Below are 22,860 nucleotides of genomic sequence, written 5' to 3'. Positions count from 1 at the left end.
GTTTTGAATGCAGTTCCCAGGTTGAGCCCGGGGATTTCACATCCAACTTAACAAACCACCTACGCGCGCTTTACGCCCAGTAATTCCGATTAACGCTTGCACCCTCTGTATTACCGCGGCTGCTGGCACAGAGTTAGCCGGTGCTTATTCTGTCGGTAACGTCAAAACAGCAAAGTATTAATTTACTGCCCTTCCTCCCAACTTAAAGTGCTTTACAATCCGAAGACCTTCTTCACACACGCGGCATGGCTGGATCAGGCTTTCGCCCATTGTCCAATATTCCCCACTGCTGCCTCCCGTAGGAGTCTGGACCGTGTCTCAGTTCCAGTGTGACTGATCATCCTCTCAGACCAGTTACGGATCGTCGCCTTGGTGAGCCATTACCTCACCAACTAGCTAATCCGACCTAGGCTCATCTGATAGCGCAAGGCCCGAAGGTCCCCTGCTTTCTCCCGTAGGACGTATGCGGTATTAGCGTCCGTTTCCGAGCGTTATCCCCCACTACCAGGCAGATTCCTAGGCATTACTCACCCGTCCGCCGCTCGCCACCAGGTACAAGTACCCGTGCTGCCGCTCGACTTGCATGTGTTAGGCCTGCCGCCAGCGTTCAATCTGAGCCATGATCAAACTCTTCAGTTCAAACATCTTTGGGTTTTTAAGAAACCCTAAACTTGGCTCAGCAATCGTTGGTTACATCTTTGATTTCTCGCGGAGTAACTTGTGATGCTGATAATCTTGTTGACTATCAGTCTGACTCCACAAGCACCCACACGAATTGCTTGATTCAGTTGTTAAAGAGCGGTTGGTTAAGATCTTTCGTCTCAACCGAGGCGCGCATTCTACAGCAGCCTCTGTTGCTGTCAAGCGGTTATTTTCAGAAGTTTTCAAAGTTTCCTTTGCAACTTCAACCACTTGCGCTTCCGATCTCTCGTTAGCGGGAGGCGAATTCTACAGCGTTACTCGCCGCTGTCAACACCTCTTTTTCTCCGCTTTCGACCGAGAAGATCGAACCGTCAATCAAGCCAAACAACCCTGCCTGATCAACTCCTTCTGGGCTTCGATGACCTGAAGCAACTCGCTGCCGAAAACTGCGTAACTCATTGTTTACCAAAGAGTTTTCCGTTTCGACTGCGCCGGAAGTGGGGCGAATTATAGACTTCCAGAATCTGCCGTCAACCCCTAATTTCAGCTTTATTCGGATTTGAGCGTAATACGCGCAAATGCCTTCTTTCCTGCCTGGCAAACATGGGTCGCGCCCAGTACGTATATAAAGGTGCGATCGACAACCTCACCATCTATACGCACACCACCGGAGCCCAGCAGATCTCGTGCGACGGCCGAGTTCTTGACCAGACCCGCCTTATTAAGGACGGCAGCGATCGGCATATCTTCAGTTGCGGTCAATTCGATCTCTGGCAGATCGTCCGGCAGCTCGCCTTCCTTCATACGGTTGCCCGCCGCACGGTGAGCATTGGCCGCAGCCTCTTCACCATGGAAACGCGCAACGATCTCTTCGGCCAGCTTGATCTTGATATCACGCGGATTGGCACCCGCCTCGACATCAGCACGGAATGCATTGATCTCATCCATAGAACGGAAACTGAGCAATTCGAAGTAGCGCCACATCAGCGCATCTGGAATAGAGACCAGCTTGCCGTACATGACCCCCGGCGCCTCCTGGATGCCGACGTAGTTGCCCAAGGACTTGGACATCTTCTTCACGCCATCCAGACCTTCGAGCAGCGGCATCGTCAGAATACATTGAGCCTCCTGACCATAGCCGCGCTGCAGCTCACGCCCCATCAGCAGGTTGAATTTCTGATCGGTACCGCCCAACTCGACATCCGCGCGCAACGCGACCGAGTCATACCCTTGAACCAACGGGTAGAGGAACTCGTGAATAGCGATTGGCTGGTTGGTCGTGTAGCGCTTGTCGAAGTCGTCGCGCTCAAGCATGCGAGCCACGGTGTACTGCGAAGTCAGACGAATGAAGTCCGCCGGCCCCATCTGATCCATCCAGGTGGAGTTGAACGCCACCTCGGTCTTGGCCGGATCAAGAATCTTGAAGACCTGAGTCTTGTAGGTTTCGGCATTCTCGAGAACCTGCTCACGGGTGAGCGGAGGACGCGTCGCACTCTTGCCGCTCGGATCACCGATCATTCCGGTGAAGTCACCTATAAGGAAGATGACCTGATGACCCAGCTCCTGGAACTGGCGCAGCTTATTAATAAGCACGGTATGGCCCAGGTGCAAATCCGGCGCAGTCGGATCGAAGCCTGCCTTAATACGTAGCGGCTGGCCACGCTTGAGCTTTTCGATCAGCTCGGACTCGACCAACAGTTCTTCCGCACCACGTTTTATCAGCGCTAGCTGCTCTTCAACCGACTTCATAACAGACCCGCAAGGCTCGAATTCAAAGGGAACCAACCATACAAGATCACGCGTCAAATACAAAGTTTGGCCGGCGCAATGACGCCAATCCGCTGGCAGAGTGACCACGGACTTGCTTCAGAGATGATTTGGTTATATTTTATACAGTTATTTCATCTTCATCATGTCATTCATCTTTTCCAATTCATCTTTTTCAAAGTCAAAAATTACCTATGACCAAAGAATCGTCTAAAGCGCCACCGCTTTACCCGAAGACCCACCTGCTCGCAGCAAGTGGTATCGCCGCTCTTCTGAGCCTGGCGCTTCTGGTATTCCCTTCCAGTGATGTAGAAGCCAAAAAGACGACCCTGAGTCTTGAACTGGAAAGCCCTGCTGAACAACTGACACAAGATCAAGACGCTGCAGAAGCCGTTCAAGCCACAAATGAGCCCGCAGCCTCCCCTTTCGCACAGATCGAAAACGGCGCGGAAGAACCACCGGAAACAGCCCAGGCCGCACCAGCGCCTGCACCTGTCGTCGAAGAAAAGAAGGCCCCAAACCACAGGGAAGTGATCGTTTCAAAAGGCGACACGCTGTCCACGCTGTTTGAGAAAGTCGGCCTTCCAGCCACTTCGGTGCATGAAGTGCTGGCCAGCGATAAGCAGGCCAAGCAATTCAGCCAACTCAAACACGGCCAGAAACTCGAATTCGAACTGACCCCCGATGGCCAGCTGACTAACTTGCATAGCAAGGTCAGCGACGTCGAAAGCATCACCCTGACCAGGAATGACAAGGGTTATACGTTCAACCGCATTACCGCCAAGCCAACCGTGCGTTCTGCCTACGCTCATGGTGTGATCAATAGCTCGCTGTCGCAGTCTGCCGCGCGTGCCGGCCTGTCCCACAGCCTGACCATGGACATGGCCAGCGTGTTTGGCTATGACGTCGACTTCGCCCAGGATATTCGCCAGGGTGACGAGTTTGATGTGATCTATGAGCAGAAAGTCATCAACGGCAAGGCTGTCGGCAACGGTCCGATCCTTTCCGCACGCTTCACCAGCCGCGGCAAGACCTACACCGCCGTGCGCTACACCAACAAGCAAGGCAACAGCAGCTACTACACCGCTGATGGCAACAGCATGCGCAAGGCGTTTATCCGCACTCCGGTCGACTTCGCCCGCATCAGCTCGAAGTTCTCCATGGGCCGCAAACACCCGATCCTGAACAAGATCCGCGCCCACAAAGGTGTGGATTACGCAGCACCACGCGGCACGCCGATCAAGGCGGCCGGTGACGGCAAAGTGTTGTTGGCCGGTCGCCGCGGCGGCTACGGCAATACCGTGATCATCCAGCATGGCAACACCTACCGTACGCTGTACGGCCACATGCAAGGCTTTGCCAAAGGCGTCAAGACTGGCGGCAGCGTCAAGCAAGGCCAGGTAATTGGCTACATCGGTACTACCGGCCTCTCCACCGGCCCGCACTTGCACTACGAGTTCCAGGTCAATGGCGTGCACGTGGACCCACTGGGCCAGAAGGTTGCTATGGCCGACCCAATCTCCAAAGCGGAACGCGCACGCTTCCTCGCGCAAAGCCAACCGCTGATGTCGCGCATGGACCAAGAGAAAGCCACCATGCTGGCTTCGAAGCGCTAAATCATGACGCTCTATATAGGTGTGATGTCCGGGACCAGCCTCGATGGGCTGGACATTGCGCTGATCGAGCTGACCCCAGCGATCAACCTGATCGCCACGCACTACACCCCAATGCCTGATTCCCTGCGCGCCGAGCTGCTTGGCTTGTGCGCCAGCGGCCCGGACGAGATTGCCCGTTCCGCCATCGCCCAGCAGAACTGGGTGAAACTGGCCGCTCAGGGCACTAACGCCCTCCTCCAACAACACAACCTGAAACCCAAAGACATTCGCGCGATTGGCAGCCACGGCCAGACCATTCGCCACGAGCCGGCACGCGGCTTCACGGTGCAAATCGGAAACCCTGCCTTACTCACAGAGTTGACCGGTATTACCGTGGTCAGCGACTTCCGTAGCCGTGATGTTGCCGCTGGCGGGCAAGGCGCACCTCTGGTTCCAGCCTTTCACGAAGCCTTGTTCGAAGAACGTGCCGGCAATCGCGCGGTATTGAATGTTGGCGGATTCAGCAACCTCAGCCTGATCGAGCCCGGCAAGCCTGTCGCCGGTTTCGACTGCGGCCCGGGGAACGTCCTGCTGGATGCCTGGATTCATCAGCAACGCGGCGACAACTTTGATCGTGACGGCCAATGGGCTGCCAGCGGCAAGGTTGAGCCGGTCCTGCTGAATGAATTGCTGAGTGATCCGTTCTTCGTCACCAAAGGCCCAAAGAGCACCGGTCGCGAAGTGTTCAACTTGCCATGGCTGACACAGCATCTATCGAAACTGCCGACATTCGCCCCTGAAAACGTGCAAGCAACCCTGCTTGAGCTGACCGCACTGACCATCGTCGAGTCACTGCAGCACGCCCAATCGGATACTCAGGAATTGCTGGTCTGCGGTGGCGGCGCGCATAACGCCACACTGATGAAGCGCTTGGCCAGCCTGTTGCCGAACGCAACAGTCAGCAGCACTGCCGCTTATGGTGTGGACCCGGACTGGGTCGAAGCCATGGCCTTCGCCTGGCTGGCCCATTGCTGCCTGGAAGGCATCGCCGCCAACCGCCCGAGTGTCACCGGCGCCCGCGGCCTGCGCGTACTCGGCGCCATCTACCCGGCCTGACTATCCATCAAATCCCACACAGCAAAACGCCGCAAAGCCCTGAAGCCATGCGGCGCTTGATAATGCGGTGAAGCGCGATCAGATCGAGAACGAAGAGCCGCAGCCACAGGTGGTGCTGGCGTTCGGGTTCTTGATCACGAAACGCGAACCTTCCAGACCTTCCTGATAATCCACCTCGGCACCGGCCAGGTACTGGAAGCTCATCGGGTCTACGACCAGACTCACACCTTCGCGCTCGACGATGGTGTCGTCATCGGCCACTTCTTCATCGAAGGTGAAGCCGTACTGAAAACCTGAACAACCGCCGCCCGTAACGAATACGCGCAGCTTCAAGCGATCATTCCCCTCTTCATCGACCAGGCTCTTCACCTTGTGCGCGGCACCGTGGGTGAATTGCAAAGCCGTGGGGGTGAAGGATTCGACGCTCATGCTGACTATCTCCCGGCGTTACGCCGCCATAATGCGTGATGACGCGCATTATCCGCTTCTCCTAGAAAATCGGTCAACTATTTGAGGGGCAGCGACAAGCTTCAAGCTGTGAGCTTCAAGCTTGCGGCTTACAACTTGCCGCTTGCCGCTTGCAGCTGCTTCTAAGGCAGCATGCCGGCGTGGGACAGGCCCAGACGTTCATCCAGACCAAACAGGATGTTCAGGTTCTGCACCGCCTGACCCGACGCACCTTTGACCAGGTTATCGATCACCGACAGCACCACCACCAGATCACCGTCCTGGGGACGATGCACGGCAATACGGCAGACGTTGGCACCGCGCACGCTGCGGGTTTCCGGATGGCTGCCGGCCGGCATTACGTCGACGAACGGTTCGTTGGCGTAACGCTTTTCAAACAGCGCTTGCAGATCCACCGAACGATCCACGACGGTCGCATACAGCGTCGAGTGAATGCCACGAATCATTGGCGTCAGGTGCGGAACGAAGGTCAGACCGACGTCCTTGCCCGCTGCACGACGCAGACCCTGGCGGATTTCCGGCAAATGACGGTGCCCTTTGACGGAGTAGGCTTTCATGCTTTCCGACGTCTCGGAGTACAGCGAACCGACCGAAGCGCCACGGCCGGCACCGCTGACACCGGATTTGCAATCTGCGATCAAGCGGGTGGTATCGGCCAGACCGGCTTCGAGCAACGGCAGGAAACCCAATTGCGTCGCCGTTGGATAGCAACCCGGCACGGCGATCAGGCGAGCGTCCTTGATCTGTTCGCGATTGACTTCCGGCAAACCGTAGACCGCTTCCTCCAGCAGCTCCGGCGCACCATGCGGCTGGCCGTACCACTTGGCCCACTCGACAGGGTCTTGCAGACGGAAGTCCGCCGACAGGTCAATGACCTTGGTCCCGGCCGCCAGCAGTTCGCCGGCCAGCGCATGGGCAACACCGTGAGGCGTGGCGAAGAACACCACATCACAGGCGCCCAGCGTCTTGATGTCCGGAACGCTGAAAGCCAGGCCGTCGTAGTGGCCTCGCAGGTTCGGGTACATATCAGCCACGGCCAGACCGGCCTCGGATCGGGAAGTGATCACAACCACTTCAGCTTGCGGATGCTGTGCCAACAGACGCAGCAGTTCGACACCGGTGTAACCCGTGCCGCCGACGATACCGACCTTGACCATAAACCTGCCCTCAACGAACCACTGGAAAGCCGTCGATAATAGGGGCCGCGCGGCCCTGCGACAACCGCTTAGGTGACGTGCGGACAGTCAAGCCTCTACTATTCGGGCTACCGTGAACCTGGGAATAACTAAAAATGCTTTATCTGTGGCTCAAAGCGCTTCACATCATCAGCATGGTCTGCTGGTTTGCCGGCCTGTTTTACCTGCCGCGCCTGTTCGTTTATCACGCCCAAAGCGAAGACACCGTCAGCAAGGAACGCTTCAGCGTCATGGAGCGCAAGCTGTACCGCGGCATCATGGGCCCGGCGATGATCGCCACCCTGGTTTTCGGTATCGCGTTGATCTGGCTTAACCCAAGCATTTTCAGTCAAGGTGCCTGGATTCACGCCAAACTGACCCTTGTGGTGATCCTGATCGGCTACCACCACATGTGCGGCGCACAGGTGAAGCGTTTTGCCCGTGGCGAAAACACCCGTAGCCATGTCTTTTATCGCTGGTTCAATGAAGTGCCGGTTCTGATATTGCTGGCTATCGTAATTCTGGTCGTCGTTCGGCCGTTCTAACTCCAATAGGCACAACTCACCGGGGTACTTCCAATGTCGCTGCCCGCTTTGCTCGAACAACGTTTGCGTCTGCCCGTGGTGGCAGCGCCGATGTTCCTGATTTCCAATCCGCAATTGGTGCTCGCCTGCTGCCGTAACGGCGTGGTCGGCAGCTTTCCTGCGCTGAACCAGCGTGAGAGCAGCGGCTTCAAGGCCTGGCTGGAAGAGATCGAAGCAGGGTTGGCGACACTGGAGAACCCGGCGCCTTACGCGGTGAACCTGATCGTCCACAACAGCAACCCGCGACTGCAAGCGGACCTTGCGATCTGCGTCGAGCACAAAGTACCGATCGTGATCACCAGCCTCGGCGCCGTAAAAGAACTGGTCGACGCCGTCCATAGTTATGGCGGCCTGGTGTTCCATGACGTGACGACGCGTCGTCATGCCGAGAAAGCCGCCGAGGCCGGTGTGGACGGTTTGATCGCCGTGGCGGCGGGCGCCGGTGGACACGCCGGGACCTGGAGCCCGTTCTCGCTGATTGCCGAGATTCGCCAGTTTTTCGACAAGACCCTGCTGCTGGCAGGCTGCCTGAACCACGGCCACGAGATTCTTGCTGCGCAATTGCTTGGTGCGGATCTGGCCTACTTCGGTACGCGATTTATCGGCACCACTGAAAGTCATGCGCCTGACGCCTACAAAGAGATGTTGCTGACGTCCAGAGCCGCGGACATCGTCCATACGCCAGCAGTGTCAGGCGTACCGGCGAGTTTCATGCGTCAAAGCCTCGAGGCTGCCGGTTTCGACATGAAGGCGCTGCAAGGCAAGGGCGAGGTCGACTTCGGCTCCAAACTCAAGCCCATCAGCGATGAAGCCAAAGCCTGGAAAACTGTGTGGTCGGCGGGCCAGGGTGTCGGGGAAATCGATGATTTGCCAAGCGTCGATCAATTGGTCGCACGGCTGGACGCGGAATACCGCAAGGCACTGGAACTGGCGGCACAACTGCCTAAACGCTGGCCGCGCTGAGATGAAAGTTTGGCCAGCCCGCCTCGGCTGGCTTTACACTTCACGCCTGTAACATTTCCTCATTCAAAAACTCGCGACAAGGATGCCTCGCAATGAGCGACAACCGTTTCAAGATCGTGTTCGACGGCGCTCTGCTGCCAGGCGTTGACGTCACCACCGCCAAACAGAAGCTTGCCGAGCTATACAAAAGCGAAGTCGCGGCTGTCGAGCGACTGTTCACTGGCAAGACGGTTACGCTCAAACAAGACTTGTCGCAGGTTGACGCGCAAACCTACCTTCAAGCGCTGAAGAAAACCGGCATCGATGCTCGCATCGAAAGCGAATCATCCATAGAGCTGAACCTGGCCGACGCCCGCGAACACGCACCCGCCAACAGCCAACCGGTATTCGCCGACCCCGCATCCCCTTACGCACCTCCCCGGGCCACTGTCGGCGAAAGCCTGCCTGCGTATGCCCCGCTCAAGCCATTTAGTGTCGAAGGCCGCATTGGTCGTTTGCGCTATCTCGCCTGGACGATGGTCCTGACGCTGATCATGCTAGTGGTCGGCTCGGTCGTAGCCCTTTTCGCCTTCGCCACCATCAGTGCCGATTCGACCGCAGGCCTTATTCTCGGCGGTCTGGCAGTGTTCATCCGGTGCATTGCAGCCGCGATCGTCAGCATTCAGATCAGCGTTCAGCGTCTGCATGATATCGGCTGGTCCGGCTGGCTCTGGCTGCTGAACCTAGTCCCGTTCGTAGGCAGCTTCTTCCCGTTTGTGATCATGATCGCCCCGGGCACCAACATCGCCAATCGCTACGGCGCACCGCCTCCGCCTAACACCACAGCGGTCAAGGTGCTGTCTTCATTGTGGGTGGTGTTAATCGCCCTGGTTTTGATTGGCGCACTGGCCGGAGGCCTTACGGCGATCCAGGAAGAGTACGAAACCGCAGCCGAAACCAGCTACGACAGCAGTTCGGTGACCACCGAAGAAGTGGAAGTCGAGCCGGCGCAAGAGGCGGGGCAAGCAGCGGATTCCGCAGAGGAAGAAGCCGAATAAGCCCCGGCCCCTGTAGACTCCGCGAAAGAATGAACAGCGCTCCCCGCCCGTGACACCCGCGTCGCCGGCGCGGAGCTGTTGCGATGGAGAACTGCATGACCCGTTACGCTCTGATCACTGGTGCTTCCAGCGGCATCGGCCTGGCGATGGCCGAAGCGCTGGCCCGCCGTGGCCGTAGCCTGATTCTGGTGGCCCGACAGCGTGATCAGCTGGAAAGTATTGCAATTGAATTGACCCAGCGGTTTGGCGTGGAAGTATTGTTCCGCGCGTGTGACCTCGGCGAGCCGTTACGGCTGTCCGGGTTCCTGCTGGAACTGGAAGAAGGTGACCGGCAAATCGATTTGCTGGTCAACTGCGCCGGCATCGGCACCTGCGGGCCATTTCTGGCCCAGGACTGGATGACCGAGCAGGACCTGATCGAAGTGAACATCCTGGCCCTCACCCGATTGTGCCACGCCATCGGCAACAGCATGGCCTTGCAGGGCGGCGGGCAGATTCTGAACGTCGCTTCAATGGCGGCATTCCATCCCGGCCCGTGGATGAGCACGTACTACGCCAGCAAGGCCTATGTGCTGCACTTTTCCGAAGGGTTACGCGTCGAGCTGAAGAAATGTGCGGTCAAGGTTTCGGTGCTTTGCCCCGGCCCGACACGCACCGGCTTCTTCCGCACCGCCCAGTTGGACACCGGCAAACTTGCCGACAGCAAGCTACTGATGAGCCCGGAGGAAGTCGCGCTGTATACCGTGCGAGCCCTGGAGAAAAATCGCGCAATCATTATTCCCGGTCGCGGGAACCGCTGGCGTGCCATGCTGCCGCGGCTCGGCTCTCGCTGGTTGATCCGGACAATCGCTGGCATGGTCAACAAGGCCTATTGCCCGCGCTGATCAGACATCAAGGTAAAAGGCTGGGCTCGGGGATAACCCATGAGTACACTCAGGCCAGCCCAAACAACGGAGAAAACAGCTGTGGATACTCTGTTCAGCAAGATCATCAACCGGGAAATCCCGGCAAAGATCATCTACGAGGACGACCAGGTACTGGCCTTCCACGACATCGCCCCACAGGCACCGGTGCATTTTCTGGTCATCCCGAAAAAAGCGGTGCGCACCCTTAACGATCTTACCGAGGACGACAAGGCATTGGCCGGGCACATTCTGTTCACTGCCCAGCGCCTCGCCCTGGAACTGGGCTGCGAAGAAGGTTTCCGTGTGGTCATGAACTGCAATGAATTGGGTGGGCAGACTGTCTATCACATTCATATGCATGTGCTGGGACAGCGCCAGATGCACTGGCCGCCGGGCTGATCCAACTCCCGTAGGAGCCGGCTTGCTGGCGATGGCGATTCACGATGTCGAAAGTGATCTTTCGGACGCCATCGCCAGCAAGCCGGCTCCTACAATTCTGCCTGCGTCGCAATGACCCAGCGCAAACCTTCCCCGGCCGATTGGGTTAAACTGGCCGCCGAGATTCTTCCCGGAGGTCAGCATGACTACCCAGCGTCACTACTCGCCGATTGACCGTCTTCTGTTGCAAGCCGATGCCGCGATGCGTACGTTGCTGCCCTTCAGTGGCCAGCCGTACCGTCCGTCGCCCGCCATCGTGCAGCCGGATGCGCAAATGAGTGACGAAGACACCCGCCACGTTGCCGGGTTGATGCGCATCAACCATACCGGCGAAGTCTGCGCCCAGGCGCTGTATCAGGGTCAGGCCCTGACCGCCAAGCTGCCGCATGTACGCGCCGCCATGGAACATGCGGCCGAAGAAGAAATCGATCACCTGGTCTGGTGCGAGCAACGCATCAAACAGTTGGGCAGCCATACCAGCATTCTCAATCCGCTGTTCTACGGCATGTCGTTCGGGATTGGCGCCGTGGCCGGATTGATCAGCGACAAGGTCAGCCTGGGTTTCGTTGCCGCCACCGAGCATCAGGTGTGCAAGCACTTGAACGAGCACCTTGAACAATTGCCGGCCGAGGACGAAAAATCCCGGGCAATTCTTGAGCAGATGCGGGTTGATGAAGAGCACCATGCTGAAAGCGCGCTGGAGGCTGGAGGCTTTCGTTTTCCGGCACCGGTGAAGTTCGGGATGAGTTTGATGGCCAAGGTGATGACCAAGAGTACTTATCGGATCTGATAGATGCACCGTCCGGGAGGGCCCTATCGCGAGCAGGCTCGCTCCCACAGTGACTGTGTTCAGGTAATGAAAAAGGCGACTGCCGTGGGGGAGTCGCCTTTTTTTGTACCGAAAATCTTAGGTCGGCATGTTGCGCGCGTAGAAGATTTCGAGCATTTCGTGTTTCACACGATCAGTCACTTGAGCACGCTGCTCAGGGGACAGGTTGTTGGTCGCGTCGCCGAACAGGTAGTTATCCAGCTCGAAGTTCTTCAACAGCATTTTGGTGTGGAACAGGTTTTCCTGGTACACGTTCACGTCGGTCATCTGGTACGCGTCGCGGGTGTCGTCGGAGAGGTAGTTCTGAATCGAGTTGATCTCGTGATCGATGAAGTGCTTATTGCCTTCGACGTCACGGGTGAAACCGCGCACGCGATAATCCACGGTCACGATGTCCGAATCGAACTGGTGAATCAGGAAGTTGAGCGCCTTAAGCGGTGAAATGACGCCACAGGTCGACACGTCAATGTCCACACGGAATGTCGCAATGCCGTCGTCCGGATGGATTTCCGGGTAGGTGTGCACCGTGATGTGGCTCTTGTCGAGGTGGGCCAGGATAATCTCGGGCAACGGACCCGGCGACTCTTCGATCTGGCTGTCGGTCGGGGTTACCGGCTCTTCAGAGATCAGAATCGTGACGCTGGCGCCCTGGGGTTCATAATCCTGACTGGCAATGTTCAGGATGTTGGCACCAATGATATCGACAACTTCTGTGAGGATCTGCGTCAGGCGTTTCGCGTTGTACTCTTTATTGATGTACTCAACGTAAGCCTGTTGGTCTTGCGGGGTTTCCGCGTAGCAGATGTCATAGATGTTGAAGCTCAAGGTCTTTGTCAGGTTATTGAACCCGTGGAGCTTGAGTTTGCTTTTCACCGTTAAAAACTCTCTATGTATTGCGGCCCGGGCCGCGTGATCAAGCATGCCCGTCAGATGCGAACAACGCACCTGCGTAGGACGGTTAACACCTCTTCGCGATGGCGATTTTGGTTGTCTGTTCGGGTTCGCAGCCTGTCGATGACGGTCCACGACCCTGAAAAAAGTGGCGCATTATGCAGACGTCAGCTTGGGATCGCCAGAGTCTGCACTGCTTTTATGATAGTTGAATGTCGATTCAACCGAGTTCGATGATCTCGTAGTCGTGGGTAATCGCTACGCCCGCCGCGCTCAGCATGATCGACGCCGAGCAATACTTCTCGGCGGACAGCTCGATAGCGCGTTTGACCTGCGCTTCTTTCAGCCCGCGCCCCTTGACCACGAAGTGCATGTGGATCTTGGTGAAGACTTTCGGATCCTCCGTCGCACGCTCGGCTTCGAGGAAGGCTTCACAGCTTTCGACGGCCTGACGGGACTTCTTGAGGATGCTGACCACGTCGAAATTGCTGCAACCGCCAACACCCAGCAGGAGCATTTCCATCGGCCGGACACCCAGGTTGCGACCGCCTGCATCGGGCGGACCGTCCATGACCACGACGTGACCGCTGCCGGATTCACCGAGGAACATGGCTTCGCCAGCCCATTGGATGCGTGCCTTCATCGCCAGACTCCACTGCATAAAAAAGGGTCGCCAGCTTAGCACAGGGCCCCGGATTGACAGTGCCCGGCATTTGTAGGACATAACCTTCCGAGCCGTAGGTAAATGCTCGAATATTGCAGGAAGTGTCTGTTAAGCTGGCGCCAATTCGCTGGCGCTTGGCCAGCCTTTGCCCAGCCGTCGTCTGCGACTCATAAAAAAACCAGACACACCGTGAAGTCTTTTCGGGATACAACCATGGTTGCTATTGCCCCAACCCCCAAAATCAAGAACCTCGACAAGCTGTTGATGCATTGCCAGCGCCGTCGTTATGCGGCCAAGAGCAACATCATTTGTGCCGGTGATCGCTCGGAAACGCTGTTCTTCATCATCAAAGGCTCGGTCACGATCCTGATCGAGGATGACGACGGTCGCGAAATGATCATTGCCTATCTGAACTCCGGGGACTTTTTCGGTGAATTGGGTCTGTTCGAACAGGCTGGCCTGGAACAGGAGCGCAGTGCCTGGGTGCGCGCGAAGATCGAGTGTGAAGTGGCGGAAATCAGCTACGCAAAATTCCGCGAGTTGTCCCAGCAAGATCCAGACATTCTTTACGTGCTCAGCGGACAAATTGCACAACGTCTGCGCAATACCACGCGCAAGGTCGGTGACTTGGCGTTCTTCGACGTCACCGGTCGCGTCGCCCGCTGCCTGCTGGAGTTGTGCAAACAGCCGGATGCCATGACCCACCCGGACGGCATGCAGATCAAAGTGACCCGCCAGGAGATCGGCCGGATTGTCGGCTGTTCACGTGAGATGGTCGGCCGCGTGCTCAAGGATCTGGAAGAACGCAACCTGGTGGACGTCAAAGGCAAGACCATGGTGGTCTTCGGTACGCGCTAAGCTCGAAACTCAAACCCCGAGCATGTCTGCCAGCAACTGGCGATAAAGCGTGTCGAGCCGTTGCAACGCATCGGGCGCGGCATACTTTTCATGCAGGGCAATGTGGCTTTCGGCGCGCACCCGCTGTTCAAGACCGCACGCTTCATTGAAGCGGTTGACTGCGGCGACCATCGATTCACGCTCGTTATCCAGCAACAAAGCACCGTGCACCAATCCCACCGGACGTTGGCCACCCTTGCTCTGGCGCCAGCGCTGAGCGGTGCCGACCATCTTGCGGCCATCGAGGTTGACGTTGAAACGGCCATCGCAAAATGCGCCGTCGACTTCACCCAGTGACGAAATACCGCCCAGCTCATCGAGTAACTGACAAATCGGGTCGCAGAGTCGGCGGTAAGCGGTTTCGATACGGTTTTGATCGCCTTCGCTACGCGGTGGGGCGTAGACCAGGGCGATATTGATGGTGGAGGCCGATTGCGGCACTGGCTCACCGCCGGTTTCACGTAACAGCACTGGCCAACCGGCGGCGGCTGATACTTCACATGCCGCTTCGAAGCCTGGCAGACGGTTCAAGCGTCGGGGCATGACCAGTGCGCGGTCATTGGGTTGCCAGAACAGCAGACCAAATTCAGCGTCGCCGGCACAGACCGATGCCAGCAGATTCTGTTCGGCCTGTAGGCCGGCTTCGACAGTCAAAGAGACGATTGAGGTCATAAGGTAATCCATGGGGCATAAAGTCTGTGGTGCTACTTATGCCGCCATCGCGAGCAGGCTCGCTCCCACACTGGATCTGCGGTGCTAGTAGATCTCTTGTGGGAGCGAGCCTGCTCGCGATGGGGTCAACTCGGTCTGCGTTGAATCAGTCGAGCGTAGAACCGCCGACCGGACCGCCGCGTTCAGGGAAGAACAGGCGCTGCAACTCGGTCCCCGGGCTCTCGGCGCGCATGAACGCCTCGCCCACCAGGAACGCGTACACGTCGCTGATTTCCATCAGTTCCACATCGGCCCGGTTGAGAATGCCGCTTTCAGTAATCACCAAACGATCACGCGGGATACGTGGCAACAGGTCAAGCGTGGTTTCCAGGCTGACGTCGAAGGTGTGCAGGTTGCGGTTGTTCACGCCGACCAGCGGCGTGTCGAGGGTTTTCAAGGCCCGCTCCAGCTCGTTGCCATCGTGGACTTCCACCAAAACATCGAGACCGACGCTTTTGGCCACGGCTGCAAGTTCGGCCATTTTCACGTCATCCAGTGCGGAGACGATCAGCAGCACGCAGTCAGCGCCCAAGGCACGGGCTTCGACGATCTGGTAAGGATCGATCATGAAGTCCTTGCGGATCACCGGCAGGTTGCACGCCGCCCGTGCCTGTTGCAGGTACGCGTCGGCGCCCTGGAAGTAATCGATATCGGTCAGCACCGACAAGCACGTCGCGCCGCCCTTCTCGTAGCTTTTAGCGATGTCGGCGGGAACGAAGTGCTCGCGGATCACGCCTTTGCTCGGTGAGGCTTTTTTGATTTCGGCAATGACTGCCGGCTGTTTCAGCTTGGCCTGAGCAATCAGTGCCTCGGCGAAACCACGGGGTGCATCGGCCGCCTTGGCCAGACTTTCCAGCTCCGCCAGACTCACACGGGCGCTACGCTCGGCAACTTCCTGGACTTTGCGCGCCAGAATGTTTTCCAGAACCGTCGGTACACTCATCCCTCATTCTCCACTTTGAATACCGCGGTAAATGCACCCAACTCCTCAAGTTTTTCCCGAGCGAGGCCTGTGTGCAGCGCGTCGTGCGCCAGGGCAACGCCTTCTTTCAAACTGGTTGCCAGATCGGCTGCGTACAGCGCGGCACCGGCATTGAGCACGATCATCTCGGCGGCTTTCTGACCGCTCTCGGTTTTGCGTTTGCCCAGGGCATCGCGAATCAGCTCAAGGGACGCCGCCGGACTTTCCACTGCCAGGCCGTGCAGGCTCTGGCTCTTCATGCCCAAGTCTTCTGGCTCGACCCAATATTCGGTGATCTGGTCATTCTTCATCTCTGCGACAAAGGTTGGCGCCGCCAGACTGAACTCGTCCAGGCCATCCTTCGAGTGCACCACCAACACGTGCTTGCTGCCCAGTCGTTGCAAGACCTCGGCCAATGGCCGGCACAACGCCTGACTGAACACACCAACCACCTGATGTTTCACACCGGCCGGATTCGTAAGCGGGCCGAGCATGTTGAACAGCGTTCGCAGGCCAAGATCCTTGCGCGGGCCGGCGGCGTACTTCATTGCACGGTGATGGGTCTGGGCGAACATGAACCCGATGCCGACGTTGTCGATGCAACGCGCCACCTGGACCGGAGTCAGGTTCAGGTAGATACCGGCCGCCTCCAGCAGATCGGCGCTGCCGCTTTTGCCCGACACCGCACGGTTACCGTGCTTGGCCACGGTGCAACCGGCTGCCGCCACCACGAAGGATGAAGCGGTCGAGACGTTGAAAATGTTCGCACCATCACCGCCGGTGCCGACGACATCGACGACGCCGTCGAGGGTCTTGAGTTCGACCTTGTCCGCCAGCTCGCGCATGACCGACACCGCGCCGACGATCTCGTCGATGCTTTCGCTCTTCATGCGCATGGCCATCATGAACGCGCCGATCTGCGCATCCGAGCATTGCCCGGTCATGATTTCGCGCATCACATCGCGCATCTCATCGGTGCTGAGGTCGAGGTGATCGACGATACGGCTCAGGGCTGTCTTGATATTCATGAAAAGTCCTTAGCGCGTGCCGCCGGTTTGTTTGAGGAAGTTAGCGAACAGCTCGTGGCCCTGCTCGGTGAGGATAGACTCGGGGTGGAACTGCACACCCTCGATGTTCAACGTCTTGTGGCGCAGGCCCATGATCTCGTCGACTGAACCGTCTTCGAGTTGGGTCCAGGCGGTCAGCTCCAGGCAATCGGGCAAGGTTTCGCGCTTGACGATCAGCGAGTGATAACGCGTCACCGTCAGCGGACGATTCAGGCCTGCGAATACGCCCTTGTCCTCGTGGAATACCGGACTAGTCTTACCGTGCATCACTTGCCGGGCGCGGACCACATCACCGCCAAAGGCCTGGCCGATGGACTGGTGGCCGAGGCAGACACCAAGAATCGGCAATTTGCCGGCGAAATGCTTGATCACGTCGATCGAGACACCGGCTTCGGTCGGGGTGCAAGGACCGGGGGACACGACGATTCGCTCTGGGTTGAGCGCTTCGATTTCAGCAACGGTAAGTTCATCGTTGCGCACGACTTTGACCTGGGAGCCGAGCTCACCGAGGTACTGCACAACGTTGTAGGTAAAAGAGTCGTAGTTATCGATCATCAGCAACATGGCGTTTGGAACCTCTTGAATTCACTGACTTTTAATACAGCCTTCGAATGAATACCCGCAGTGTCCTGCGCTTTGTCAGTCGCTGGGTGCGCCAGCAAAGCGGTATGTCATACGGGTGAAGAAGGCAAAGCGGTACAGGTCCGGCGGGGCCGGCAAAAGAATTCAGGCGCGCCAACGCCAGCGGGCGTGTGCCTTGATGACTTGATCCAGAAGTTTGCTGATGATCAACACGGGGAAGGTCTCATTCATACGTCTCGGCACAGTAACTTAGCTGGGCAGAGCGTGCAATATGGCCGGGGCTACTGGCCGCGAAACAATCGAGGGGTTCGCGACCGATGGCAAAAGGCCGGAAGTTTTTGGTACTGTCGTTTCGTTCACTACAACAATAAATAAACGGACTTGCTCATGATCAAACAGACGTTGTTTGTACCGCTCGCAGGATGCTTGCTCGCCATGGCCTGCGCCCAGGCGATCGCCGCGCCCAATCCTTACACCAATTTCGTCGTCTTCGGCGACAGTCTCAACGATGCCGGGACCTTTGCCGACACGGGCGGACCGGCCGGTTCGACCCAACGCTTTACCAACCGGACGGGGCCGGTTTACCTGGATGGCAGCGGCGAAGTCCGCTCGCTCAACTCCACGCAGATTCTCGGTGGAAAACTAGGGTTCTCGGCGGATCAGACAGCCTCGTCCTCTTCTGCGGTACGCGCCAACAATGGCCAGCCCGATGGCAACAATTGGGCAGTCGGCGGTTATCGCACCGACCAGATTCTCGATTCGATCACCAGCACCTCCGCCACGGGCGAGCGCACCCGGGCGGGATACCTGCCGTCGAACAACTTCCGCGCCGACCCTAACGCGCTGTACTACCTGTCGGGCGGTGGTAACGATTTCCTGCAAGGTCGTGTGACCAGCCTGCCCCAGGCCAGCGCCGCCGCCGATCGCCTGGTCAGCAGCGTACAAACCCTGCAACAGGCCGGCGCCCGCTACATCATGGTCTGGTTGCTGCCAGACATCGGCTTCACCCCGGCCTTCAACGGCACACCACTGCAAGCGTTCACCTCCCAACTCAGCACCCAGTTCAACACCGAACTGGTGAGCCAGCTGCAGAGCGTCAATGCCAACGTGATCCCGTTGAACATACCGGTGCTGCTCAAGGAGACGTTTGCCAACCCGGGGCAGTTCGGCCTGGCCACCGACCAGAACCTGAGCGCCACCTGCTTCAGCGGCAGCAGCTGTACCGAAAATGCCCGTTACGGCATCAACAGTGCGACGCCGGACCCGACCAAACTTATCTATAACGACTCGGTGCACCCGACCGAAGCCGGGCAACGACTGATTGCCGATTACGCTTACTCGCTGCTGGCCGCGCCATGGGAAGCAACCCTGTTGCCACAAATGGCCCAGGGTACTTTGCGCTCCCATCAGGATGAGTTGCGCAACCAGTGGCTGGCCGATTGGGAAAACTGGCAAGGCGTGGGTCAATGGCGGGCGATCGTCGCAGGCGGCGGCCAGCATCAGGATTTCGACAGCCAACGCAGCGGCGCCAGTGCTGACGGCAATGGCGCCAACCTGAACATCGGTGGCAGCTACCGGCTCAATGACGCGTGGCGCGTGGGTCTGGCGGCGGGCTTCTACAACCAGAAGCTCGAAGCAGGCGATCACGACTCGGATTACAAGCTCAACACTTACATGGGCACGGCGTTCGCCCAGTATCAGCAAAACCGCTGGTGGGGTGATGCGGCAGTGACCGCCGGGCATCTGGACTACGACAGCCTCAAGCGTAAATTCCAGTTGGGGGTCAACGAACGCGGGGAGAAAGGCGATACCGACGGTTACTTGGTGGCTATCAGTGGCCGCCTGGGTTACGACATTGCGCCAGAAGCGAGCAGCCCGTGGCACCTGTCGCCGTTCGTGAGCGCTGACTTCGCCAAGGTTGAAGTCGACGGTTACTCGGAAGATGGCGCCGACTCCACCGCGCTGACATTCGACGACCAATCGCGCATCTCCCGGCGTCTTGGCCTCGGCATCCAGGGCAAGTACCAGATCACTTCGCAAACTCAAGTGTTTGGCGAACTGGCCCACGAGCGCGAGTACAACGACGATACCCAGGATGTGACCATGCACCTCAACAGCCTGCCGAACAACAATTACTCCCTGGCCGGCTACACCCCGCAATCCCACCTGAACCGCTTGAATCTGGGCGTGAGCCACAACCTCACCAAGGATTTGGCATTGCGCGCCAGTTATGACATTCGCAAGGATGATGACTTTACCCAGCAAGGCATCAACGTTGGGGTTGCGCTGGACTTCTAAATCGCAAGTAAAAAAAACGCGGCGCCCTCACAGGCGCCGCGTTTTTTATGCTGAACACTTATTGTGGCGAGCGAGCTTGCTCGCGCTCGGCTGCGAAGCAGTCGCCGATTGGGCCTGCTTCGCAGGCCAGCGGGAGCAAGCTCCCTCGCCACAAAAACTCGCCCACATGGAGTGTGAACTCAAGCGTCCGGGGTTTGTTCAGCAAGGGCCACGGCGCGGAACATCGCGCGGCGCTTGTTCAGGGTTTCTTCCCATTCCAGTGCCGGCACCGAGTCGGCGACGATGCCGCCACCGGCCTGCACGTGCAGTTCGCCGTTCTTGATCACTGCGGTGCGGATCGCAATCGCGGTGTCCATGTTGCCGTTCCAGGCGAAGTAGCCCACCGCACCACCGTAGACGCCCCGCTTGACCGGCTCCAGTTCGTCGATGATTTCCATCGCACGAATCTTCGGTGCGCCCGACAACGTGCCCGCCGGCAGAATCGCCCGCAGTGCGTCCATTGCCGTCAGCCCGGCCTTCAATTGGCCAGTGACGTTGGAGACGATGTGCATCACGTTGGAATAACGTTCGATGACCATTTTCTCGGTGAGCTTCACCGAACCGATCTCCGACACCCGACCGGTGTCATTACGGCCCAGGTCGATCAGCATCAAGTGCTCGGCAATTTCCTTGTCATCCGACAGCAGATCTTTTTCCAGCGCCAGATCGGCTTCTTCGTTGGCTCCGCGTGGGCGAGTGCCGGCAATCGGGCGCACGGTGATCAGGTTGTCTTCGACCCGCACCAGCACTTCCGGCGAACTGCCGACGACATGGAAGTCGCCGAAGTTGAAGAAGTACATGTAAGGCGTCGGATTGAAGCAGCGCAGCGCCCGGTACAGATCGATCGGCGCCGCCTTGAAGTCGATCGACATGCGCTGGGACGGCACGACCTGCATGCAGTCACCGGCCAGGATGTATTCCTTGATGATGTCGACGGCTTTTTCGTAATCGTCCTGGGTGAAGCTCGAACGGAATACCGGATCAGCCGACTGTTGCTTGCTGAAATCCAGGCCGCGACGCGGGGTGATCGGCTGACGGAGTTTTTCCAGCAGCTCTTCCAGGCGTGCCTGACCTTGTTCGAAAGCATCTGCCTGCGATGGATCGGCCAGCACGATGGCGTGCATCTTGCCGGCCAAGTTGTCGAACACCACTACCGCATCGGACACCATCAGCAGAATGTCCGGCACGCCCAGCGGATCCGGGTTCGGGCACTTGCCCAGCCGTTTTTCCACATAGCGCACGCAGTCGTAACCGAAGTAACCCACCAAACCGCCATTGAAGCGTGGCAGGCCGGGAATGGTCGGCACGTTGTAGCGGGCCTTGAATTCTTCGACGAAGGCCAGCGGATCTTCAGCCTCATGGCTTTCGATCTCGACGCCGTCGTGGGTCACGCTGACGTGATGATCGTGAACCCGCAGCACGGTGCGGCACGGCAGGCCGATGATCGAATAACGGCCCCACTTCTCCCCGCCCTGCACCGATTCCAGCAGGTAGGAGTTCGGCTCATCGGCCAGTTTCAGGTAGATCGACAGCGGCGTGTCGAAGTCGGCCAGGGTTTCGCAGGCCAACGGGATACGGTTGTAGCCGGTAGCGGCCAAACGCAGGAATTCTTCGCGGATCATGGGGTAGCCTCGTGGCTTGAGGTGCTAACAGTCAGGTATGCAAACGCGCCGGAAAGCCGGCCAGAATCGAGTCAGGCGCGCCAACGCCAGCGGGCCAGGGCCTTAATGACTTTCATCCAGAGTTTGCGAGTGACCACCACGATGGCGTTTCCAGAAGGGGATTGAGCAACGTCGGGCAACGTTATCTCAGCGGCTGGATCCAGGCAACCGGGAATTAGCTTGCGCAGATCGTCGATCACCAGCGCCGGCGACTCTTCCGAAATCGGCCGGCCATGGTTATAGCCGTAACTGAGGGCCACGCACTTGACCCCCGCCGCTTTCGCCGCCAGCACATCGCTGCGCGAATCGCCGACAAACAACGATTGCGAAGCCGGGATGTTGGCCATTTTCATCACGAAAAACAACGCGGCCGGATCAGGCTTCTTCTGCGGCAAGGTGTCGCCGCCGATGATCCACTTGAAGTAACGACCGATTTTCATTTGATCCAGCAGCGGCGCGACGAAGCGCTCCGGCTTGTTGGTGATCAGCGCCATCTCGACACCCTGCTTGTGCAGCCATTTCAGGGTGTCACGCACGCCGGGATAGACCACGGTCAGGTCATGGCTCTCGCTGTAAGCCTCCATGAAAATCTCAAGGGCGCCCTCGGCTTCACCGTCGTCGACCGTCGAATGGTCGATGCCACCGGCCAACGCACGGCGAACCAGCACTGGCGCGCCGTTGCCGACCCACTCACGCACCGACTCGAGGCCGGCAGGTTGACGCCCCAGTTTGAGCAGCATGTTATCCACAGCCAGGGCAAGGTCGGGGACCGAATCGATCAGCGTGCCATCCAGATCGAACATCACCAGCCGTGGCAGGCGCCCCGGAAACAGCTGCTCAAAGCCACTCATGGACGGGCCAACGCCAGTTCTGAACGCATCTTTTCAATCACCTCTTGGTAGTTCGGTGCATTGAAGATTGCCGAGCCGGCGACGAAGGTGTCCGCACCCGCCGCAGCGATTTCACGGATGTTGTTCACGTTGACGCCACCGTCGATTTCCAGGCGGATGTCACGACCGGACGCATCGATCAGCGCGCGCGCTTCACGCAGCTTGTCGAGGGTGCCAGGGATGAACTTCTGCCCGCCGAAGCCCGGGTTGACGCTCATCAGCAAGATCATATCGACCTTGTCCATCACGTACTTGAGCACGTCCAGCGGCGTCGCCGGGTTGAACACCAGGCCCGACTTGCAACCGCCCTCGCGGATCAGTTGCAGGGAACGGTCGACGTGCTGGGTGGCTTCCGGGTGGAACGTAATGTAAGTCGCGCCGGCCTCGATGAAGTCACCGACGATGCGATCTACCGGGCTGACCATCAGGTGAGCGTCAATCGGCGCGGTCACGCCGTACTTGCGTAGTGCGGCGCAGACCATCGGGCCGATGGTCAGGTTCGGCACGTAGTGGTTGTCCATGACATCGAAGTGCACGAAGTCGGCGCCGGCGGCCAGGACGTTGTCCACTTCTTCACCCAGGCGGGCGAAGTCGGCGGAGAGAATCGACGGAGCAATGACGAAGGGCTGCATGACGCACCTTTTTTGAGCAGAATCACGATGGCGCGCATTGTATACCTC

At 58.3% G+C, this 22,860-nt stretch carries 22 protein-coding genes and 1 rRNA gene (1 of these 23 running past the window's edge); 10 read left to right on the top strand and 13 right to left on the bottom strand.

Features of this window, described 5'->3' with window-relative positions; all coding sequences use genetic code 11:
* Together ACYZT6_RS30295 and tyrS are read right to left on the bottom strand one after the other, a co-directional pair.
* A 16S ribosomal RNA gene (locus tag ACYZT6_RS30295) occupies positions 1–639 on the bottom strand (it extends 900 nt beyond the left edge of the window).
* A gap of 552 nt (positions 640–1,191) precedes the next feature.
* On the bottom strand, positions 1,192–2,391 hold the full coding sequence (gene tyrS, locus ACYZT6_RS30290; protein ID WP_201185166.1) for a tyrosine--tRNA ligase: 1,200 nt from the start codon (positions 2,389–2,391) through the stop codon (positions 1,192–1,194).
* 212 nt (positions 2,392–2,603) lie between these two features.
* On the opposite strand from tyrS, the gene ACYZT6_RS30285 reads away from it, so the two are divergent.
* Together ACYZT6_RS30285 and ACYZT6_RS30280 are read left to right on the top strand one after the other, a co-directional pair.
* Positions 2,604–4,025 carry a peptidoglycan DD-metalloendopeptidase family protein gene (locus ACYZT6_RS30285; RefSeq protein ID WP_462029808.1) on the top strand — a complete coding sequence of 474 codons (1,422 nt, stop codon included), beginning with the start codon at positions 2,604–2,606 and terminating at the stop codon, positions 4,023–4,025.
* A gap of 3 nt (positions 4,026–4,028) precedes the next feature.
* Entirely contained in the window at positions 4,029–5,120 is a 1,092-nt protein-coding gene (locus ACYZT6_RS30280; protein ID WP_462029807.1) for an anhydro-N-acetylmuramic acid kinase, read from the top strand.
* Positions 5,121–5,198: 78 nt separating this feature from the next.
* Here ACYZT6_RS30280 and erpA read toward each other — a convergent pair whose 3' ends face one another.
* Both erpA and argC read right to left on the bottom strand, forming a co-directional pair.
* A complete protein-coding gene (gene erpA / locus ACYZT6_RS30275) occupies positions 5,199–5,549 on the bottom strand; it encodes an iron-sulfur cluster insertion protein ErpA (protein ID WP_007947969.1) in 351 nt (116 codons plus the stop codon).
* Positions 5,550–5,710: 161 nt separating this feature from the next.
* A complete protein-coding gene (argC, locus tag ACYZT6_RS30270; protein WP_461955955.1) occupies positions 5,711–6,745 on the bottom strand; it encodes an N-acetyl-gamma-glutamyl-phosphate reductase in 1,035 nt (344 codons plus the stop codon).
* A gap of 134 nt (positions 6,746–6,879) precedes the next feature.
* Between argC and hemJ the strand changes: the two genes are divergently transcribed.
* The 6 genes from hemJ (at position 6,880) to coq7 (ending at position 11,480) form a co-directional block, all read left to right on the top strand.
* Complete coding sequence (hemJ, locus tag ACYZT6_RS30265) at positions 6,880–7,308, top strand: protoporphyrinogen oxidase HemJ (protein ID WP_462029806.1); 429 nt, start codon at positions 6,880–6,882, stop codon at positions 7,306–7,308.
* A 33-nt stretch (positions 7,309–7,341) separates the two neighbouring features.
* Positions 7,342–8,310, top strand: a complete 969-nt coding sequence (locus ACYZT6_RS30260) for an NAD(P)H-dependent flavin oxidoreductase (protein WP_462029805.1) — start codon at positions 7,342–7,344, stop codon at positions 8,308–8,310.
* 92 nt (positions 8,311–8,402) lie between these two features.
* Positions 8,403–9,347, top strand: a complete 945-nt coding sequence (locus tag ACYZT6_RS30255) for a DUF805 domain-containing protein (RefSeq protein WP_462029804.1) — start codon at positions 8,403–8,405, stop codon at positions 9,345–9,347.
* A gap of 95 nt (positions 9,348–9,442) precedes the next feature.
* A complete protein-coding gene (locus ACYZT6_RS30250; protein WP_462029803.1) occupies positions 9,443–10,231 on the top strand; it encodes an SDR family NAD(P)-dependent oxidoreductase in 789 nt (262 codons plus the stop codon).
* 81 nt (positions 10,232–10,312) lie between these two features.
* The gene (locus ACYZT6_RS30245) at positions 10,313–10,651 is read left to right on the top strand and encodes a histidine triad nucleotide-binding protein (RefSeq protein WP_462029802.1); all 339 of its coding nucleotides are present in this window, start codon (positions 10,313–10,315) and stop codon (positions 10,649–10,651) included.
* Between the two features lie 181 nt (positions 10,652–10,832).
* On the top strand, positions 10,833–11,480 hold the full coding sequence (gene coq7, locus ACYZT6_RS30240; RefSeq protein WP_461955961.1) for a 2-polyprenyl-3-methyl-6-methoxy-1,4-benzoquinone monooxygenase: 648 nt from the start codon (positions 10,833–10,835) through the stop codon (positions 11,478–11,480).
* A gap of 117 nt (positions 11,481–11,597) precedes the next feature.
* On the opposite strand, the gene speD is transcribed toward coq7, so the two are convergent.
* Positions 11,598–12,392: an adenosylmethionine decarboxylase gene (speD, locus tag ACYZT6_RS30235; protein WP_462029801.1), complete on the bottom strand. Its 795-nt coding sequence runs from the start codon at positions 12,390–12,392 to the stop codon at positions 11,598–11,600.
* Between the two features lie 238 nt (positions 12,393–12,630).
* On the bottom strand, positions 12,631–13,053 hold the full coding sequence (locus ACYZT6_RS30230) for an OsmC family protein (protein ID WP_462029800.1): 423 nt from the start codon (positions 13,051–13,053) through the stop codon (positions 12,631–12,633).
* A 234-nt stretch (positions 13,054–13,287) separates the two neighbouring features.
* On the opposite strand from ACYZT6_RS30230, the gene crp reads away from it, so the two are divergent.
* The gene (gene crp, locus ACYZT6_RS30225; RefSeq protein WP_008027103.1) at positions 13,288–13,932 is read left to right on the top strand and encodes a cAMP-activated global transcriptional regulator CRP; all 645 of its coding nucleotides are present in this window, start codon (positions 13,288–13,290) and stop codon (positions 13,930–13,932) included.
* Between the two features lie 9 nt (positions 13,933–13,941).
* Here the strand turns inward: crp and ACYZT6_RS30220 are convergent, their stop codons facing one another.
* The 4 genes from ACYZT6_RS30220 to ACYZT6_RS30205 all read right to left on the bottom strand — a co-directional run bounded on the left by ACYZT6_RS30220 (position 13,942) and on the right by ACYZT6_RS30205 (position 17,274).
* Positions 13,942–14,643, bottom strand: a complete 702-nt coding sequence (locus ACYZT6_RS30220; protein WP_462029799.1) for a lipoate--protein ligase family protein — start codon at positions 14,641–14,643, stop codon at positions 13,942–13,944.
* A gap of 145 nt (positions 14,644–14,788) precedes the next feature.
* Entirely contained in the window at positions 14,789–15,625 is an 837-nt protein-coding gene (gene trpC, locus ACYZT6_RS30215) for an indole-3-glycerol phosphate synthase TrpC (protein WP_462029798.1), read from the bottom strand.
* The gene (gene trpD, locus ACYZT6_RS30210; protein WP_462029797.1) at positions 15,622–16,671 is read right to left on the bottom strand and encodes an anthranilate phosphoribosyltransferase; all 1,050 of its coding nucleotides are present in this window, start codon (positions 16,669–16,671) and stop codon (positions 15,622–15,624) included. The genes trpC and trpD overlap by 4 nt, the downstream gene beginning before the upstream one ends.
* A gap of 9 nt (positions 16,672–16,680) precedes the next feature.
* A complete protein-coding gene (locus ACYZT6_RS30205) occupies positions 16,681–17,274 on the bottom strand; it encodes an aminodeoxychorismate/anthranilate synthase component II (RefSeq protein WP_462029796.1) in 594 nt (197 codons plus the stop codon).
* 405 nt (positions 17,275–17,679) lie between these two features.
* On the opposite strand from ACYZT6_RS30205, the gene estP reads away from it, so the two are divergent.
* Positions 17,680–19,590 (top strand): esterase EstP, encoded by a 1,911-nt coding sequence (gene estP, locus ACYZT6_RS30200; RefSeq protein ID WP_462029795.1) that lies wholly within the window; start codon positions 17,680–17,682, stop codon positions 19,588–19,590.
* 179 nt (positions 19,591–19,769) lie between these two features.
* Here estP and trpE read toward each other — a convergent pair whose 3' ends face one another.
* The 3 genes from trpE to rpe all read right to left on the bottom strand — a co-directional run bounded on the left by trpE (position 19,770) and on the right by rpe (position 22,812).
* Positions 19,770–21,251 carry an anthranilate synthase component I gene (gene trpE / locus ACYZT6_RS30195; RefSeq protein ID WP_462029794.1) on the bottom strand — a complete coding sequence of 494 codons (1,482 nt, stop codon included), beginning with the start codon at positions 21,249–21,251 and terminating at the stop codon, positions 19,770–19,772.
* 71 nt (positions 21,252–21,322) lie between these two features.
* Complete coding sequence (locus ACYZT6_RS30190; RefSeq protein ID WP_438658473.1) at positions 21,323–22,141, bottom strand: phosphoglycolate phosphatase; 819 nt, start codon at positions 22,139–22,141, stop codon at positions 21,323–21,325.
* Positions 22,138–22,812 (bottom strand): ribulose-phosphate 3-epimerase, encoded by a 675-nt coding sequence (gene rpe / locus ACYZT6_RS30185; protein ID WP_008035979.1) that lies wholly within the window; start codon positions 22,810–22,812, stop codon positions 22,138–22,140. Before rpe ends, ACYZT6_RS30190 begins: the two co-directional genes overlap by 4 nt.
* Positions 22,813–22,860 lie beyond the last annotated feature (48 nt).

It is taken from the genome of Pseudomonas sp. RT6P73 (genome assembly GCF_054897715.1).
The sequence above is the reverse complement of the archived record's forward strand: the minus strand, read 5'-3'. Positions and strand labels throughout refer to the sequence as shown.